This is a genomic window from Klebsiella sp. HMSC09D12 (genome assembly GCF_001808475.1).
Lineage (GTDB): Bacteria > Pseudomonadota > Gammaproteobacteria > Enterobacterales > Enterobacteriaceae > Klebsiella > Klebsiella oxytoca.
Window position 1 is genome coordinate 47,269 of the sequence record NZ_KV793507.1, and the last position, 18,910, is coordinate 66,178.

Annotated in this window: 12 protein-coding genes; 5 read left to right on the plus strand and 7 right to left on the minus strand. The window is 56.0% G+C overall.

What is annotated here, in order from left to right; genetic code table 11:
- Positions 1-18: 18 nt before the first annotated feature.
- Both hslO and pckA read left to right on the plus strand, forming a co-directional pair.
- Positions 19-903 (plus strand): Hsp33 family molecular chaperone HslO, encoded by an 885-nt coding sequence (gene hslO / locus HMPREF3178_RS26165; RefSeq protein WP_017145315.1) that lies wholly within the window; start codon positions 19-21, stop codon positions 901-903.
- Positions 904-1,251: 348 nt separating this feature from the next.
- Positions 1,252-2,874 carry a phosphoenolpyruvate carboxykinase (ATP) gene (pckA, locus tag HMPREF3178_RS26170; protein ID WP_004106463.1) on the plus strand — a complete coding sequence of 541 codons (1,623 nt, stop codon included), beginning with the start codon at positions 1,252-1,254 and terminating at the stop codon, positions 2,872-2,874.
- A gap of 59 nt (positions 2,875-2,933) precedes the next feature.
- Here pckA and malQ read toward each other — a convergent pair whose 3' ends face one another.
- Both malQ and malP read right to left on the minus strand, forming a co-directional pair.
- A complete protein-coding gene (malQ, locus tag HMPREF3178_RS26175; RefSeq protein WP_017145314.1) occupies positions 2,934-5,027 on the minus strand; it encodes a 4-alpha-glucanotransferase in 2,094 nt (697 codons plus the stop codon).
- A 10-nt stretch (positions 5,028-5,037) separates the two neighbouring features.
- Positions 5,038-7,428: a maltodextrin phosphorylase gene (gene malP, locus HMPREF3178_RS26180; RefSeq protein ID WP_004106468.1), complete on the minus strand. Its 2,391-nt coding sequence runs from the start codon at positions 7,426-7,428 to the stop codon at positions 5,038-5,040.
- Positions 7,429-8,047: 619 nt separating this feature from the next.
- Here malP and malT point away from each other — a divergent pair.
- A complete protein-coding gene (gene malT, locus HMPREF3178_RS26185) occupies positions 8,048-10,753 on the plus strand; it encodes an HTH-type transcriptional regulator MalT (RefSeq protein ID WP_016810016.1) in 2,706 nt (901 codons plus the stop codon).
- A 205-nt stretch (positions 10,754-10,958) separates the two neighbouring features.
- Here malT and rtcA read toward each other — a convergent pair whose 3' ends face one another.
- Together rtcA and HMPREF3178_RS26195 are read right to left on the minus strand one after the other, a co-directional pair.
- Positions 10,959-11,978, minus strand: a complete 1,020-nt coding sequence (gene rtcA / locus HMPREF3178_RS26190) for an RNA 3'-terminal phosphate cyclase (protein WP_017145312.1) — start codon at positions 11,976-11,978, stop codon at positions 10,959-10,961.
- Between the two features lie 4 nt (positions 11,979-11,982).
- Positions 11,983-13,197, minus strand: a complete 1,215-nt coding sequence (locus HMPREF3178_RS26195; RefSeq protein ID WP_016810018.1) for an RtcB family protein — start codon at positions 13,195-13,197, stop codon at positions 11,983-11,985.
- A gap of 320 nt (positions 13,198-13,517) precedes the next feature.
- On the opposite strand from HMPREF3178_RS26195, the gene rtcR reads away from it, so the two are divergent.
- Positions 13,518-15,116 (plus strand): RNA repair transcriptional activator RtcR, encoded by a 1,599-nt coding sequence (gene rtcR / locus HMPREF3178_RS26200; protein WP_017145311.1) that lies wholly within the window; start codon positions 13,518-13,520, stop codon positions 15,114-15,116.
- Here rtcR and HMPREF3178_RS26205 read toward each other — a convergent pair.
- From HMPREF3178_RS26205 to glpE, 3 genes are read right to left on the minus strand one after another with little or no spacing between them, the layout of a single operon-like run.
- Positions 15,098-15,856 carry a DeoR/GlpR family transcriptional regulator gene (locus tag HMPREF3178_RS26205; RefSeq protein ID WP_004106478.1) on the minus strand — a complete coding sequence of 253 codons (759 nt, stop codon included), beginning with the start codon at positions 15,854-15,856 and terminating at the stop codon, positions 15,098-15,100. The two genes, rtcR and HMPREF3178_RS26205, sit on opposite strands and share 19 nt — an antisense overlap.
- 19 nt (positions 15,857-15,875) lie before the next feature.
- Positions 15,876-16,706, minus strand: a complete 831-nt coding sequence (gene glpG / locus HMPREF3178_RS26210; RefSeq protein ID WP_017145310.1) for a rhomboid family intramembrane serine protease GlpG — start codon at positions 16,704-16,706, stop codon at positions 15,876-15,878.
- A 59-nt stretch (positions 16,707-16,765) separates the two neighbouring features.
- On the minus strand, positions 16,766-17,095 hold the full coding sequence (gene glpE / locus HMPREF3178_RS26215) for a thiosulfate sulfurtransferase GlpE (RefSeq protein WP_017145309.1): 330 nt from the start codon (positions 17,093-17,095) through the stop codon (positions 16,766-16,768).
- Positions 17,096-17,297: 202 nt separating this feature from the next.
- Between glpE and glpD the strand changes: the two genes are divergently transcribed.
- The gene (gene glpD, locus HMPREF3178_RS26220) at positions 17,298-18,806 is read left to right on the plus strand and encodes a glycerol-3-phosphate dehydrogenase (protein ID WP_017145308.1); all 1,509 of its coding nucleotides are present in this window, start codon (positions 17,298-17,300) and stop codon (positions 18,804-18,806) included.
- Positions 18,807-18,910: the final 104 nt, after the last annotated feature.

The following is an 18,910-nucleotide window of genomic DNA, read 5'->3' on the forward strand; positions in this document are numbered from 1 at the left end:
CTGTGGCCCGCAAGAGAGATGATTATGACTCAACACGATCAATTACACCGCTATCTGTTTGAAAACTATGCCGTACGCGGTGAGCTGGTGACAGTTTCTGAAACGTTAGAACAGATCCTGACTAACCATATCTATCCGCAGCCGGTGAAAACCGTGCTCGCGGAACTGCTGGTCGCCACCAGTCTGCTGACCGCGACGCTGAAATTCGCTGGCGATATCACCGTTCAGCTGCAGGGCGATGGCCCGCTGTCGCTGGCGGTGATCAACGGCAACAACCAGCAGCAGATGCGCGGCGTAGCCCGCGTCCAGGGCGAGATCCCGGATGGAGCGGATCTGAAAACTATGGTCGGTAACGGATATCTGGTCATCACCATCTCTCCGGAAGAGGGCGAGCGCTATCAGGGCGTGGTCGGCCTTGAGGGAGACACGCTGGCAGCCTGCCTGGAAGATTACTTCCAGCGTTCCGAACAGCTGCCGACCCGGCTGATCATCCGCAGCGGCGAGCACGAAGGCAAACCGATAGCCGGCGGCATGCTGCTGCAGGTTCTGCCGGCGCAAGATGCGCAGGCGGCTGATTTTGAACATCTGAGCACGCTGACCGAAACCATCAAAGCTGAAGAGCTGTTTACCCTGCCAGCGAACGATGTGCTCTGGCGTTTGTATCACGAAGAGGAAGTCACCGTTTACGAACCGCAGAACGTCGAGTTTAAGTGCACCTGCTCTCGCGAACGCTGCGCCGGCGCGCTGAAAACGCTGCCCGATGAGGAGATTGATAGCATCCTCGCCGATGAGGGTGAGATCGATATGCACTGCGACTACTGCGGAAATCATTACATCTTTAATGCAATGGATATTGCCGAGATCCGCAACAACGCCTCTCCGGCCGACCCGCAGCTCCACTAATCCTCAATTCGTCAGGAGCGAGCTCTCCTCTCGTTCCTGACGTCAACCTTTTTCATCCGCGTGATGAATCGATTCCCCATGAAAGAGTTACGTAATTTTCTTTCAGGTAAGCGATTACATTCACATTTCAACAGTTTTTTTAATTACTTTTTAACCATTAAGAAACATCTACCCCCACCGACGCATCAATTCCTGAGATAATCCCCTATGCCTCGTGACAGGAGTCACAACGTTTTTCGTAAGTCCGTCGTTTGTCGAGATACGTAAATCTATGAGCCTGGTCGCGGTCTATACCCCGTAATAACCCCTACAATTTAAAGCAGTACATATTGGCTAAGGAGCAGTGACATGCGCGTTAATAATGGTTTAACCCCGCAGGATCTCAAGGCTTATGGTATCAATGACGTCCAGGATATCGTCCATAACCCCAGCTACGATACTTTGTATCAAGAAGAGCTCGCCCCCAATCTGGAAGGTTATGAACGTGGCGTATTAACAAATCTTGGTGCAATCGCCGTAGATACCGGTATTTTTACCGGCCGTTCTCCAAAAGATAAGTATATCGTTCGTGACGACACCACCCGCGATACGGTGTGGTGGGCTGATAAAGGCAAAGGCAAGAACGACAATAAACCGCTGTCAGAGGAAACGTGGCAGCACCTGAAAGGACTGGTCACCCGCCAGCTCTCCGGCAAACGTCTCTTCATCGTTGACGCCTTCTGCGGCGCTAACGCCGACACCCGCCTGAGCGTCCGCTTTATTACCGAAGTCGCCTGGCAGGCGCATTTCGTGAAGAACATGTTTATTCGCCCGAGCGATGAAGAACTGGCAAACTTTGAGCCGGATTTCATCGTGATGAACGGCGCCAAATGCACCAACCCGCAGTGGAAAGAGCAGGGTCTGAACTCCGAAAACTTCGTCGCCTTTAACCTGACCGAGCGCATCCAGCTGATCGGCGGTACCTGGTACGGCGGCGAAATGAAAAAAGGGATGTTCTCGATCATGAACTACCTGCTGCCGCTGAAGGGCATCGCTTCCATGCACTGCTCCGCCAACGTCGGGGAAAAAGAGGATGTCGCTATCTTCTTCGGGCTTTCCGGTACTGGCAAAACCACCCTTTCCACCGACCCGAAACGCCGCCTGATTGGCGATGATGAACACGGTTGGGACGACGACGGGGTATTTAACTTCGAAGGCGGCTGCTACGCTAAGACGATTAAGCTTTCAGAAGCCGCAGAACCGGATATCTATCATGCGATTCGCCGCGATGCTTTGCTGGAGAACGTGGTCGTACTGGCCGACGGCACCATCGACTTTAACGACGGTTCGAAGACCGAAAATACCCGCGTCTCCTATCCGATCTACCATATCGAAAACATCGTTAAGCCGATATCCAAAGCGGGTCATGCCACTAAGGTTATCTTCCTGACCGCCGACGCGTTTGGCGTTCTACCTCCGGTTTCTCGCCTGACCGCCGACCAGACCCAGTACCACTTCCTGTCTGGCTTTACCGCCAAGCTGGCCGGTACCGAGCGCGGCGTCACGGAGCCGACGCCAACCTTCTCCGCCTGCTTCGGCGCCGCGTTCCTTTCGCTGCACCCGACGCAATACGCTGAAGTGCTGGTAAAACGCATGCAGGCCTCCGGCGCGCAGGCCTATCTGGTCAACACCGGCTGGAACGGCACCGGCAAACGTATCTCGATCAAAGATACCCGCGCCATTATCGATGCGATCCTTGACGGTTCGCTGGACAATGCCGAAACCTTCACGCTACCGATGTTTGAGCTGCAGATCCCGACCGAGCTTCCGGGCGTGGATACTCATATCCTCGATCCGCGCAACACCTACGGATCGCCGGAGCAGTGGCAGGAAAAAGCGGAGCAGCTGGCGAAACTGTTTATCGAGAACTTCGAGAAGTACACCGATACGCCAGCGGGCGCTGCGCTGGTGGCCGCAGGGCCAAAACTCTAATCGGTTCAGCAGAAAATACAAAGCCGGGAATCACTTCCCGGCTTTTTTAACGCTCCCAATCAGGCGGATTTCTTCTTACTTGCCGACTTACGCCGCTTATCCAGATCCTTAATCAGCTTATTCACCTGCTCATCGGCAAACATCGCCTCGAGCGTGGTGGAGAGCTTGCGACGCCAGTTTGGATACTCCGTGCTGGTGCCGGGAATATTGACCGGCTCGGCCATCTCCAGCCAATCTTCCGGCTGCAGGCCCAGCAGCGCGCTGTTGCTGTCGGCAATATAGCGCTGCATACCGCGATTCAGGGTTGAGGTCATCGCCATCAGCGACGCTTTATGCCCGGTACGCTTCGGCAGACAGCCGTAGCGGTGCAGAGCATCCAGCAGCCCCTGCTTCGCCAGCTCGCGATCCTGATAAAGTCCGCGCAGCACCACCTCATCCGGATACAGGCCAAGCGATTTCCCCAGCGTCAGGTCGCCGCTTTCCCAGTAGCCGCGCAGCGTTGGCAGGTCATGCGTCGTTGCCACAGCCATTGATTGCTCCGGATACGCCTTCGGCGCACGGAAAGTCTTCTCGTGGTCATTTTCGAAATAGAGCACTTTGTAAGAGTAAACGCCGCTTTTTCGCAGCTTACCGACGATCTCAACCGGTACGGTTCCCAGATCCTCGCCGATCACCATACAGCGGTGACGCTTACTCTCAAGCGCCAGAATCGACAACAGATCGTCTACCGGATACTGAACGTAAGCACCGTGATCGGCCGTCTCACCGTAAGGGATCCACCACAGACGCAGCACCGACATCACGTGATCGATGCGCAGCGCCCCGCAGTTTTGCATATTAGCGCGCAACAGCTCGACAAATGGCTCATAGGCGCGCGCCACCATGATATGCGGGTCCATCGGCGGCAGGCCCCAGTTCTGTCCCAGCGGACCCAGAATGTCCGGCGGCGCCCCGACGGAGGCTTTCAGACAGTACAGCTCGCGATCGCACCAGGTTTCCGCTCCGCCTTCCGCAACGCCGACCGCCAGATCGCGATACAGGCCGATCGGCATGGCATCGTTCTGGCTGGTATGCCAGCACTCGGCGAACTGGGTGTAAGCGAGCCATTGCAGCCACAGGTAAAAATTCACCTCGTCGGCATGCTCGGTACAGAATGCTTTAACCTCCGGGCTATCGGTATCCTGGTAAGCCTTCGGCCACGCGGGCCAGCCCCAGCGCATCGGATCCTGCTTAACCTGCCAGGCGTGCAGCGCGTCATACGCCGCCTGCCAGTACAGACTTTCGCCCTCACGGGTCACAAACTGACGGAACTCCGCCGTCGTCTCATCATTGCGCGCGGAAAAACCTTTCCAGGCCATGCGCAGCGCAGTGAGCTTAAGAGCGGTCACGGCGGTATAGTCAACGTCATCGGTCTGGCGCGCGGCCTGTAAGGCTTGCTGCGTAGCCGATGATTGCCACCATTTTTGCGCCTCTTTGCTGTGACGGAAATCGTCTACCGCGTTGACGTCGATATAGATAACGTTGAGCCAACGGCGTGAAGAGGGGCTGTACGGGCTGGCGCTCTCCGGGTTAGCCGGGTAGAGCGCGTGAATCGGGTTAAGCCCAATAAACGCGCCGCCGCGGCGAGCGATTTCCGGCAGCATAGCGCGCAAATCGCCGAAGTCGCCAATTCCCCAGTTCTTCTCCGAGCGCAGCGTATACAGCTGCACGCAGGTTCCCCACAGCTTCTTACCATCCTTCAGCGCCTGCGGTTCATAGCAGCGCGCGGGCGCGACGATAACCCGACAGTGGCTGCGCTCGCCGTCCTGAGTCAGCGTCAGCGTGTGATACCCTTCCGGCAATTTTGCCGGCAGCGGCAGCGTTTCTCCGCCACGCGCCTGGCCCTGATACTGTTTCCCTTCTTCGGTGGTGAGGATCCAGTGAAACTCCCCCTGGCCCGCCACCGGCAGAGACATCTTTTTGCCATAGGTGAACACCTGCACCGCAGGCAGCGGATCAACCGTCGCCTTCACGGCAGTCGCTGTACGATGCATCGCATCAAGCAGCCGCTGCTTGGTCGCCGCAGCAATAGACTGCGGCTTACCGTGAGCATTGATGTAGCTTGGGCTTATCCCCGCCGCCAGGGCAGCGTTATCAAGGCGTTTACTCTCCATAGGCCTGTCCTTAGCGTTTTGCCTGCCAGATACGTTGCTGATAATCGCGAATCGAACGGTCGGAGCTGAACATGCCGCAGCGCGCGGTGTTCAGAATCGTTGCGCGCGTCCAGGCTTCCTGGTCGCGATACAGCTCATCAACCTGCTTCTGCGCCGCCACGTAGGCTTCAAAATCCGCCAGCACCAGGTACGGGTCGCCGCCTTTCAGCAGACTGTGCAACATCTGGTCGAAGGCATGCTTATCGCCATCGCTATATTTACCGCTCTCCAGCTCTTTCAGCACCGCATCCAGCAGCTTATCTTTCTTCCGCCACTTCAGCGGGTCGTAACCTTTGGCCTTCAGCGCTTTCACTTCTTCCACAGTATGACCGAAGATGAAGATGTTCTCTTCGCCCACCTGCTCAGCAATTTCAACGTTGGCGCCGTCGAGGGTTCCCACGGTCAGCGCGCCGTTCAGCGCCAGCTTCATATTGCCGGTACCGGAGGCCTCTTTGCCCGCCGTAGAGATCTGCTCAGAGACATCCGCCGCCGGGATCAGCATTTCCGCCGCCGAGACGCAGTAGTCCGGCAGGAATACGACTTTCAGCTTATCGCCTACCAGCGGATCGTTATTGATCGCTGCGGCAACTTTGTTGATCGCCCAGATAATATTCTTCGCCAGGTAGTAGCCCGGAGCCGCTTTCGCACCGAACAGGAACACGCGCGGTACGCGGTCGGCCTGCGGGTTCTCGCGGATTTCTTTGTACTGCGCGAGGATATTCAGCAGGTTGAGGTGCTGGCGTTTATATTCGTGCAGACGCTTAATCTGAATATCGAAAATCGCCTGCGGATTAATCTCGATACCGGTACGCCGCTTCACGAACTCCGCCAGACGAACCTTGTTGGCCAGCTTAATCTCACGATACGTCTGACGGAACGTCGCGTCATCAGCATATTTTTCGAGGTTGATCAGCTGGTCGAGATCGTTGGCCCACTCTTTCTTCAGCGTTTTATCCAGCAGCGCGGCCAGCGCCGGGTTACACTGCTTGATCCAACGACGCGGGGTAATGCCGTTGGTGACGTTATGGAATTTGTTCGGCCACAGCTGGTGATATTCCGGGAACAGATCTTTCACCACCAGATCGGAGTGCAGCGCGGCAACGCCGTTAACCGCAAAGCCGCTGACCACGCACATGTTCGCCATACGAACCTGTTTGTCGTGCACCACCGCCAGCTTCGCCCAAACCTGCTTGTCGCCCGGCCAGGTTTTATCCACCAGCGTTTTAAAGCGGTCGTTAATCTGTTTGATGATCTGCATGTGGCGCGGCAGCAGCGCTTTTACCAGCTTCTCATCCCAGCACTCCAGCGCTTCCGGCATCAGGGTGTGGTTGGTGTAAGCAAAAGTTTTGCTGGTAATCGCCCAGGCGTCGTCCCAGCTCAGCTGATGCTCGTCAATCAGCACGCGCAGCAGCTCCGGAATCGCAATCGTCGGGTGAGTATCGTTCAGCTGAATAACTTCATAATCCGCCAGCTCTGCCAGCTTGCGACCTGCCAGATGATGGCGACGCAGAATATCGGCAACCGAGCAGGCGCACTGGAAGTACTGCTGCATCAGACGCAGTTTTTTACCCGCCTGATGGTTATCGTTCGGGTAGAGGACTTTCGTCAGTTTTTCGGCGTCAATGCCCTGCTGTTCGGCACGCAGGAAATCGCCGTCGTTGAATTTAGTCAGGTTAAAAGGATGCGCGTGCTTAGCCTGCCACAGACGCAGCGGCTGAGCCACGTTGTTGCGGTAGCCCAGCACCGGCAGATCCCAGGCTTCGCCGGTAATCACGAATGCCGGAACCCACTCACCATTTTTAGTCACTTTACCGCCGAGGCCCACCTGTACGTCCAGCGCTTCATTGTGGCGGAACCACGGGTAGTTGCTACGTCCCCAGTCATCCGGCGCTTCCATCTGCTGCCCGTCAGCGAAAGACTGGCGGAACAGACCGTACTGATAGTTCAGGCCGTAGCCGGTGGCCGACTGACCCACGGTTGCCATTGAATCCAGGAAACATGCCGCCAGACGGCCGAGGCCACCGTTGCCCAGGCCCGGGTCGATTTCCTCTTCCAGCAGGTCGGTCAGGTTAACGTCATGCGCCTGTAGCTCATCGCTGACCTGCTGATACCAGCCAAGGTTGAGCAAATTGTTGCCGGTCAGGCGACCAATTAAAAACTCCATTGAGATGTAGTTTACGTGACGCTGCCCTGCGGCCGCTTTCGCTACCGGCTGAGCCGACAACAGCTCGGACAGCGCACCGCTTACGGCGCGCCACCATTGACGCTGGGTCATCTCGGAAGCGGACTGTAAACCAAAATGCTGCCACTGACGCGTCAGTGCAGCCTGAAACTGAGCTTTGTTAAAAGAAGTCTGTGACATAAGAAATCCGGGTCCTTTACTAAAACGTTAGCGTTAGTGTGCCGACCTCCCGGAGTCACGTCCTCATCCCGCCAGGGATTAGCCGGGGAGGAGTAGCAGGGATGAGCGAAAAGTGTGATCGTGGCCACTATTACGTTAGCTTACCGGCAAAATTATGCTGCAAAATTCGCCGCTGCGGAACCCGCAACCTGTCTCTCCTGGCGAACAAAACTTTGTTACAAGCCTGGCTGATAAAAAGGCCATAAAATGCCGTTTTGTAAATATGGCGAAATAAAAGTAAATATTCGCAGAATAAACGGACTTTAATGCAGAAATAACTCAAAAAGATGACTTATAAGAATAAGCCGATAATATTTTAATAAAAACAAACAACTACTTAGATTGTAAAAAAAGATTAGCCTGTGGTGCCTGAATTTCCCGCAAGCCCAGAAACCGCGCACGCTGCCCTCCTTTATATCAATTTCACTCGATGTCAAAATTTGTGACATAGAGCAAATTCAAGAGCATAAAACTCGGACATAACTTGCAATAAAATTCATTATGGCCGACCTTATTGGGTATTAATTACGAAGCGCAAAAAAATTCGCAATCCCTCCCTTGCACAGCGAAATGAAGAACTATGTTGATTCCGTCTAAATTAAGTCGTCCGGTCCGCCTTGAACACACTGTGGTTCGTGAGCGATTACTGGCGAAACTTTCCGGCGCGAACAATTATCGTCTCGCGTTGGTGACCAGCCCGGCTGGATACGGTAAAACCACGCTCGTTTCTCAATGGGCGGCGGGGAAAAATGACCTTGGCTGGTTCTCGCTGGATGAAGGTGATAACCAACAGGAGCGTTTTGCCAGCTATCTCATCGCCGCCGTTCAGCAGGCGACCGGCGGCCACTGTGCAGCCAGCGAGGCCATGGTGCAAAAGCGCCAGTACGCCAGCCTGCCTTCCCTCTTCGCTCAACTGTTTATCGAACTGGCCGACTGGCAGCGCCCGCTATTTCTGGTGATTGATGATTACCATCTAATCACCAACCCGGTTATTCATGATGCAATGCGCTTCTTCCTCCGCCACCAGCCGGAAAATATGACTCTGGTGGTGCTGTCGCGTAATCTGCCGCAGCTGGGTATCGCCAACCTGCGCGTACGCGATCAGCTGCTGGAAATCGGCAGCCAGCAGCTCGCTTTTACCCATCAGGAGGCCAAGCAGTTTTTCGATTGTCGTCTCAGTTCGCCTATTGAGGCCGACGACAGCAAAAGGCTGTGCGACGATGTTGCCGGCTGGGCCACCGCGCTGCAGCTGATTGCCCTCTCGGCGCGCCAGAACAACACTTCCGCGCAACACTCCGCCCGTCGTCTTGCCGGTATTAATGCCAGCCATCTTTCTGACTATCTGGTCGATGAGGTGCTGGATAACGTCGATCCGCGAACGCGTAATTTCCTGCTGAAAAGCTCGCTGCTGCGCTCAATGAACGATGCGCTCATCGTCCGCGTCACCGGCGAAGAGAATGGCCAGATGCAGCTGGAGGAGATTGAACGCCAGGGGCTATTCCTGCAACGGATGGACGATTCCGGCGAATGGTTCCGTTATCATCCGCTGTTTGGTAATTTTCTGCGCCAGCGCTGTCAGTGGGAGCTGGCGGTCGAGCTGCCGGAAATTCACCGCGCGGCGGCCGAGAGCTGGATGGCGCAGGGCTTCCCGACCGAGGCTATCCATCACGCCCTGGCGGCGGGCGACGCTAAAATGCTGCGCGATATTCTGCTCAATCACGCATGGGGCATGTTTAACCATAGCGAGCTGAGCTTGCTGGAACAGTCTCTCGCCGCGCTACCGTGGTCAAACCTGCTGGAAAATCCGCGGTTAATTCTCCTGCAGGCCTGGCTGATGCAGAGCCAGCACCGCTATAGCGAAGTGAATACCCTGCTGGCCCGCGCCGAGCAGGAGATGGATACGGAAATGGACACCGCCATGCACGGCGATTTCAACGCCCTGCGTGCCCAGGTGGCGATCAACGCCGGCGATCAGGACGAAGCCGAGCGCCTGGCGATGGTGGCACTTGATGAGCTGCCGCTGGCCAGCTACTACAGCCGAATCGTAGCGACCTCGGTACACGGCGAAGTGCTGCACTGCAAAGGCCAGCTGAGTAAATCGCTGGCGGTCATGCAGCAGACGGAACAGATGGCCCGCCGCCATGACGTCTGGCACTACGCGCTATGGAGCATGATTCAGCAAAGCGAAATCCTGTTTGCGCAAGGTTTCCTGCAGGCCGCCTGGGAAATTCAGGAAAAAGCGTTCCAGCTCATTCGCGAACAGCATCTGGAGCAGTTGCCGATGCATGAGTTTTTGCTGCGTATTCGCTCCCAGCTGCTGTGGGCATGGGCGCGGCTGGATGAAGCGGAAACCTCCGCGCGCAACGGCATGAACGTGCTTTCGTCCTACCAACCGCAGCAACAGCTGCAGTGCCTGACGCTGATGGTGCAGTGCTCGCTGGCGCGCGGCGATCTGGATAACGCCCGCAGCCATCTGAATCGCCTGGAGAATCTGCTTGGCAACGGTCATTACCATAGCGACTGGGTATCCAATGCCGATAAAGTCCGGGTGATCTACTGGCAGATGGTCGGCGATAAAGCCGCCGCGGCAAACTGGCTGCGTCAGACGCCCAAACCGGAATTCGCTAACAACCACTTCCTGCAGAGCCAGTGGCGCAATATCGCCCGCGCGCAGATCCTGCTCGGTGATTTTGATTCCGCTGAAATGGTGCTGGAAGAGCTAAACGATAACGCCCGCTCGCTGCGTCTGATGAGCGATCTCAACCGCAACCTGCTGCTGCTCAACCAGCTCTACTGGCAGGCCGGGCGTAAAAGCGAAGCGCAGAAAGCGCTACTGGAAGCGCTCACCCTCGCCAACCGCACCGGGTTTATCAATCATTTTGTGATTGAAGGAGAAGCGATGGCGCAGCAGTTGCGCCAGCTGATTCAGCTCAATACCCTGCCGGAGCTCGAGCAGCACCGCGCCCAGCGTATTCTGCGCGATATCAACCAGCATCATCGCCACAAATTCGCCCACTTTGACGAGAGCTTCGTCGAGCGGCTGCTGAACCACCCGGAAGTGCCGGAGCTCATCCGCACCAGCCCGCTAACCCAGCGCGAATGGCAGGTACTGGGACTTATCTATTCCGGCTACAGCAATGAGCAGATTGCCGGCGAGCTGGACGTTGCCGCCACTACGATTAAAACGCATATTCGCAATTTGTATCAAAAGCTGGGCGTCGCGCACCGCCAGGATGCCGTTCAGCATGCCCAGCAGTTGCTTAAAATGATGGGATATGGAGTCTAATTCCTGCGCGATCTGTGGAAAACTATTCTGTTTTACCTAAAACGCTAACGCATTGTTATGTCATTAAAAAAGGCCAGCGAAACGATCCCCTCGCCCCTTCGGGGAGAGGGTCAGGGGAAGAACATGCGCAAAACAGCCCTCATTCCGGCCTTTTCCCGAGACAGAAGAGAATCACCACTTTACGTTTACGGCGATACCGCAAAGTTTAATCGCGAACCTGAATAAGATAGCCAATATCACTCGGTTCACAGGTAAATCGGATCGGCAGAAAACGCTCAACCACCGCGATATTGGTCAGCAAATGCGCCGATACTTCCGCGACGGTAAATGCACCTTCGCCCGCCAGCGCCAGCGGTAATATCAGCTGGTCGGCCAGATATTCCCCCACAGCCGCTTTGCTTGCCAGATAGCGTTTGGCCTGCGAAGCAAGCTGGTGCGCAACCTTTTCAGCACTCACGCCTTTGGAGCCAAAAGCCATAAACAGCTCCGTAAGATGTTCGCACTCCACGGTCAGCGACAGCGTATTTCCCGGCCCGGCGCCGCCCTCCAGCACGCGAATTTTTTTATCTGCCAGCGGCAGCCAGGCTTCCAGCGCTATCACTTCGCGCTCGCCAACGTGGTAAGGAACCGCCGCCAGCAGCGCTTCTGCGGTGAGGCAATTCGTTTCACCCCGCGAAAGCAGCTCTAGCCCGCTGAGTGACGCACTCGGCGCCACTTCCGTTAGCGCGGCGCCGCCCCCGGCCGGATAGAAGCCATGCTTGATCAAAGCCGTACGCTGGTTTATACCCATTTTCGCCAGCAGCGGCTCCCAGACGCGGCAAATGAAATCCGCGCTCGGGGCCGCCTGATTATGCGTGCCGCCGCTGACTTCGACGCGGGCCGGGCTATCGGCAAACCAGAGCGCCGGTAACACCGTTTGCAGCACCAGCATGCAGCTGCCCGCGCTGCCGATGGCAAATTTATACGCTCCGCCGCGAATCGGCCCTGGGACAAAACGCAGCCGCTGCGAGCCCAGCTCATCGCCGCTCAGCTGAGCGCTACAGATCTCGGCCGCCGCCCGTACCGCCGTGAGATGCTGGCGCAGCAGGCCCGGTTTAGCGCGACCGGCGCGGATGCCGATAATCTCAAACGGCTGGCCGGTTATCATCGACAGGCTCAGCGCCGAGCGCAAAATCTGCCCGCCGCCTTCTCCCTGCGCGCCGTCCAGCGTAATCATCCTTTTCATTACATTATCCTTTCACGCATACCACCTGACGCAGGGTATGCACAATTTCCACCAGATCGGACTGCGCGGCCATCACCGCGTCAATGTCCTTATAGGCCATCGGGATCTCGTCGATGACGTTTGCATCTTTACGGCATTCTACATGCGCGGTGGCGCGAATCTGATCCTCTACGCTAAACAGTTTTTTCGCTTTGGTACGGCTCATCACGCGTCCGGCGCCGTGGCTGCATGAACAGAACGACTCCGGGTTACCGAGTCCGCGAACAATAAAGCTTTTCGCGCCCATCGATCCCGGAATAATCCCGTACTGACCGCGCCGGGCGGATACCGCCCCCTTACGGGTAACGTAAATCTCCTTCCCAAAATGCTGCTCTTTTTGCACATAGTTATGGTGGCAGTTAATCGCCTCGCTCACCAGCGTAAAGGGTTTGTCGATGGTTTTACGCAGCGCCAGCAGCACGTTTTCCAGCATCGCTTCACGGTTGGCGCGCGCATAATCCTGGGCCCAGCTCACCGCCCGAACGTAATCCACGAAATGCTCGCTGCCTTCAGAGAAATAAGCCAGATCGCGCGAGGGCAAGTTCGCAATATGCTGCTCCATATCTTTTTGCGCCATTTCAATAAAATAGGTGCCTATGGCGTTACCAATTCCGCGTGAACCGGAGTGCAACATCACCCAAACCTGCTGCGCCTCATCGAGGCAAATTTCAATAAAGTGGTTACCGGTTCCCAGCGTTCCCAGGTGCTTGTAGTTATTGGTGTTAAGGAAGCGCGGATATTTACTGGTTAGCCATTGAAACTCCGCATGCAGCGTTGACCAGTGCGCGTCAACGTTAGCCGGTGGATTTTCCCATGCCCCCGCGTCACGACGGCCCCGCCCGGTCGTCCGTCCGTGCGGCACGGCGGCTTCAATCGCACTACGCAATTCAGCAAGGTTATCCGGAAGATCCGCCGCCGTTAAGCTGGTGCGCAGCGCATTCATTCCGCAGCCGATATCCACGCCAACCGCAGCCGGAATAATCGCACCGAGAGTGGGGATCACGCTTCCGATTGTCGATCCTTTACCAAGGTGCACATCGGGCATAACGGCAACATGGTTGAAAATAAACGGCATCTTTGCCGTGTTAATCAACTGCTGGCGCGCTTCGTCTTCCACGGGTACGCCCTTGGTCCACATTTTCACCGGGGCGTTCTGGGTGGCCATCAATTCATAATTCATTGTCTTTTCTCATTTTATTAATAGGGCGGCGACAAGTTGTGAAGCATCTTAACGCCGGCTTAACCGGAGCCGCATCATGAGAACTTGCCGGCGCGTCATAACGGCGGAACGGAACTGAAGTAGATTAGCCATCTGATTTCCTGGTTCCGTTATTCTCCATGACAGTGTATTTGCAACCTGCGTGCCAGATTATAAAAATAAAATTATTTGTTTGATTTTTATGATTTATTTATTTTTTCCCGCGCTTCATTCAAAAAGACACTGCGTGCGGGAAGCGAAAATACGATAATTAAATATCGTCTTTTATAAGGAAATCTAAGATGCGCAAAACGGTAGCCTTTGGTTTTGTCGGTACGGTACTGGATTATGTTGGCCGCGGCAGCCAGCGCTGGGAGAAATGGCGGCCAACCTTATGCCTGTGTCAGCAGGAAACACTGGTTGTTCATCGCCTTGAGCTGCTTTACGACGCCCGTTCGCGCGGCTTGTTTGAGACCTTAAAGCAGGATATCGCCAGCGTATCGCCGGAAACGGAGGTCGTCGGCGTTGAGATGGCCATCCGCAATCCATGGGATTTCGAGGAGGTTTACGCCTGCCTGCACGATTTTGCCCGCAGCCACCGGTTCCATCCTGAAGATGAAGACTATCTGATACACATCACCACCGGCACTCACGTGGCGCAGATCTGCTGGTTCCTGCTGGCCGAAGCGCGCTATCTCCCGGCGCGACTGGCGCAAACCTCCCCGCCGCGGAAAAAAGACAAGCCCCATACCCCGGGCGGCGTGACGATCATTGACCTCGACCTCAGCCGCTATAACGCTATCGCCAGCCGCTTCGCCCAGGAACGGGAAGAGACGCTTAACTTTTTGAAATCCGGTATCGCGACCCGTAACCCGCGCTTCAACCGCACGATCGAGAATATTGAGCGCGTCGCTATCCGCTCCCGTTCGCCGATTCTGCTGAACGGCCCCACCGGCGCAGGTAAATCATTTCTTGCCCGCCGCATTTATGAGTTAAAGCTGGCGCGCCATCAGTTTAACGGTCCGCTCGTCGAGGTGAACTGCGCCACCCTGCGCGGTGATACCGCAATGTCGACGCTGTTTGGCCATGTCAAAGGCGCTTTTACCGGCGCAAGGGAAGAACGGGCTGGCCTGCTGCGCAGCGCTAACGGCGGGATGCTTTTCCTGGATGAGATTGGCGAACTGGGCGCAGATGAACAAGCGATGCTGTTGAAGGCCATTGAGGAAAAACGCTTCTATCCCTTCGGCAGCGACCAGCAGGTCAGCAGCGATTTTCAGCTCATCGCCGGCACCGTGCGCGATTTGCGCCAGCGGGTTGCCCAGGGCCAGTTCCGCGAAGATCTCTACGCACGTATTAATTTGTGGACCTTTGAACTGCCCGGTCTGCCTCAGCGCCATCAAGATATCGAACCCAATCTCGAGTATGAAATAGAGCGTCACGCCGCGCTAACCGGCGACAGCGTGCGCTTTAATACCGAAGCGCGCCGCGCGTGGCTGACGTTCGCCACCTCGCCCCAGGCGGCGTGGAGCGGCAACTTCCGCGAACTGTCCGCCAGCGTGACCCGCATGGCGACCCTGGCGGAAAACGGTCGCATCACGGTAATCACGGTGGAGGATGAGATTGAACGGCTGCGCTACAGCTGGAACGATCGCCGCCCCTCAGCGCTCGACGCGCTACTGGGGGCGGAGGTGGAAAATCTTGACCTCTTTGATCGCCTGCATCTACAAAACGTCATTGCCGTATGCCAGCAGGCAACAACGATTTCCGATGCCGGACGCCAGCTCTTTAACGTTTCACGCCTCGGCAAAGCAACGGTCAACGACGCGGATCGGCTGCGCAAGTATCTGGCGCGCTTTGGCCTGAGCTGGGAAATGCTAAAGGATCAGCACAGCTCCAGCTGAAGGTTGTTATCGGTAATCACCTTCAGTACTCCTGCGGGCGGCATCACATCGGTATAGACCGCATCAACCATGCTGATGCTGCCCATATTCACCATCGCATTGCGGCCAAATTTGGAATGATCAACCACCAGCATTACGTGGCGGGAGTTTTCAATAATCGCCCGTTTGGTGCGCACTTCGTGGTAGTCAAACTCCAGCAGCGAGCCATCGCTGTCGATGCCGCTGATGCCAAGAATGCCAAAATCGAGTCGGAACTGAGAGATAAAGTCGAGCGTGGCCTCACCGATAATACCGCCATCCCGGCTGCGCAGCTCGCCGCCGGCCAGAATGATGCGGAAATCCTCTTTCACCATAAGCGTATTGGCGACGTTGAGATTATTGGTGACGATGCGCAAATCGTTATGGTTAAGCAGCGCATGAGCCACCGCTTCCGGCGTGGTGCCAATATCGATAAACAGCGTCGCGCCATCGGGAATTTCACTCGCGACCTTACGGGCGATGCGCTCTTTTTCCTGGGTCTGGGTCGACTTCCTGTCGTGCCAGGAAGTATTCACCGAACTGGAAGGTAGCGCAGCGCCGCCGTGGTGGCGCAGAATCATTTTCTGATCGGCTAAATCATTCAGGTCGCGGCGAATGGTCTGCGGGCTGACGGCAAACTGTTCGACCAGTTCTTCGGTACTGACGTATCCCTGTTTTTTTACCAGCTCGATAATCGCGTCATGACGTTGTGTTTGTTTCATGAAATATCCCTGGGAATCTCTACGTTCGTTTTCGCACATTCTGCGTATCAACAAACGCCATCGCCAGCCCGGTCACCAGACCAGCCACGTGCGCACCGTTCGCAATCGACATGCCGAAAACATCAAACCATCCAGCAACTAACCATACTAAGGAGAAGAGTATCAAGCCGCGCTGTAAATAAACGCCGCTCTGCGGATCGCGCTCGCCCCGTAGCCAGACATAGCCCATTAGCGCATAGACTACGCCGGAGAGTCCGCCAAACCACGGGCCGCTAAACTGATGCTGTACAAAGCCGCTCAGTAAGGCGCCGATCGCGGTAATCACCACCAGCTTGCCGCTGCCGATTCGCTTTTCTACCGCCCCGCCGAGGTACCACCACCATAGCAGGTTGAACAGAATATGCATCAGCGAGAAGTGCATAAGGGCATGGCTAAAGTAGCGCCAGACTTCAAATTTCAGCGAAGGATCGTAGGGCCAGGCCAGCAGCATCATGACCGGTTGATCGCCAATGACCGATTGCAGGACAAAGACGGTGATGCAGGCGAAGAGAACGCTCCAGGTAACCGGCCCGGCGTTGTGGCGAAGCGTCGCTAAAAAAGGGAATCGCTGGTAGTGCAGCCCGCTATTGGTGTGCCCCGACTGCCAGCTGGCGGCCAGATAGCGCGGATCGGCTGGATTTTCAAGAAATCGGGCCAGTTCGGCCTGCACGCGCGCGGCCTGGCTCTCGTCAGCCAGCCAGATATCGCTCTGCGTATGCTGCTGAATAGTCAAAATAATTCCCTGCGTCGCCATATAGTCGACAAACGCCTGGGCCACGCGCGGGTTGGCAAAAGAGGTAATCATTAACATGCAGCGGTTCGCTTATTCCACACAAAGGGGGATATTATAGCCACAACCTGCGCTAACGCCTAAACTGCGCCATGCGCGACTTCCGCCGGAAAATGCCGGTGCCAGGCATCAAACCCGCCGTCTACGCTGTACACCTTGTCATAACCCTGCTGCAGCAGATACTGCGCAGCGCCCTTGCTGCTATTGCCGTGATAGCACATCACCATGACCGCCGTATCAAAGTCGTTGTCGCGCATGAACGCGCCCAGCGTATCGTTGGTCAGATGAAACGCGCCCGGCGTATGGCCCATCACGAAGCTTTGCGGGTCGCGGATATCCACCAGCACCGCCGTCTGCTGATGCATTTTCTGGTGGGCTTCTTCTACGTTAATACATTCAAAGTGATCCATAAGCTCTCTTTTTTTCTACAGGCAGGCGACGAAACGCCCCGAATTTTAGCGCCTAGTGTACAGCCTGGCGCGAAATAAACGCCAATATGTTACACGCATCACTCTGAAATGTTTTTTTGATGTTACCAATGGCGCGATTGTTTGCTATATTGAGCGATATCGAACATTTGTGAGCTTAAACGAAAGTGTAAGAGGTAGCAGCGTGGAAACCAAAGATCTGATTGTGATAGGGGGAGGCATCAACGGTGCCGGTATCGCGGCAGACGCCGCAGGGCGTGGTTTATCCGTGCTGATGCTGGAGGCGCGCGATCTGGCCTGCGCGACATCCAGCGCCAGCTCAAAGCTGATTCACGGCGGGCTGCGCTACCTCGAACACTATGAATTCCGCCTGGTGAGCGAAGCGCTGGCCGAGCGTGAAGTGTTATTAAAAATGGCCCCGCATATCGCCTTCCCGATGCGTTTTCGCTTACCGCATCGCCCGCACCTGCGTCCGGCGTGGATGATCCACATTGGCCTGTTTATGTACGACCATCTCGGTAAGCGCACCAGCCTGCCTGGATCAACCGGTTTGCGTTTTGGTACAGAATCAGTACTTAAACCTGAAATCGTGCGCGGTTTCGAATATTCCGACTGCTGGGTCGACGATGCGCGCATGGTGCTGGCCAATGCCCAGATGGTTGTGCGTAAAGGTGGAGAAGTACGCACGCGCACCCGCGCCATTTCAGCAAAACGTGAAAACGGTTTGTGGATTGTCGAAGCGGAAGATATTGATAGCGGTGAAAAGTTCACCTGGCAGGCGCGCGGTCTGGTTAACGCGACCGGCCCGTGGGTCAAACAGTTCTTCGACGAGGGGATGCACCTGCGTTCTCCGTACGGTATCCGCTTGATTAAAGGCAGTCATATCGTCGTACCGCGCGTACATACGCAGAAGCAGGCCTATATCCTGCAAAATGAAGATAAACGCATTGTCTTTGTGATCCCGTGGATGGACGAGTTCTCCATCATCGGCACCACCGACGTCGAATATAAAGGCGATCCAAAAGCGGTGGCGATCGATGACAAAGAGGTTAACTATCTGCTGAACGTCTATAACGCTCACTTTAAAAAACAACTCACCCGGGACGATATTGTCTGGACCTACTCGGGCGTGCGCCCGCTGTGCGATGATGAATCTGATTCACCGCAGGCGATCACCCGCGACTACACCCTCGATATTCATGATGAGAACGGCCAGGCGCCGCTGCTATCGGTCTTCGGCGGTAAGCTCACCACCTACCGTAAGCTGGCCGAACACGCGCTGGAGAAACTGACGCCTTACTACAAAGGCATTGGCCCGGCATGGACCAAAACCGCGGTGCTGCCCGGCGGCGATATCGGCGGCGACCGTGATGACTATGCGGCTAAGCTGCGCCGCCGCTTCCCGTTTATCAGTGAATCGATGGCCCGCCATTACGCCCGCACCTACGGCAGCAACAGCGAGTTGATCCTTGATAAGGCGACCTCGCTGGACGATCTGGGCGAACATTTCGGTCATGAGTTTTTTGAAGCCGAACTGCGCTATCTGGTTGAGCACGAATGGGTTCGTTCACTGGATGACGCTATCTGGCGGCGGACCAAGCAGGGCATGTGGCTCACGGAGGAACAGCAGGCGCGCATTAGCGAATGGCTGGCGCAGCACGCGGGAAAGTCTGAGCTGTCGCTGGCGTCGTAATGAAATCAGAGGGCGCTTTAGCCCTCTCTGATTGCTCATAAGGTGCACAGGCTTGCCCGGCGGCGGCGCCTGCGACCAGAATGCAACAACCCGCGTTTGTGGTT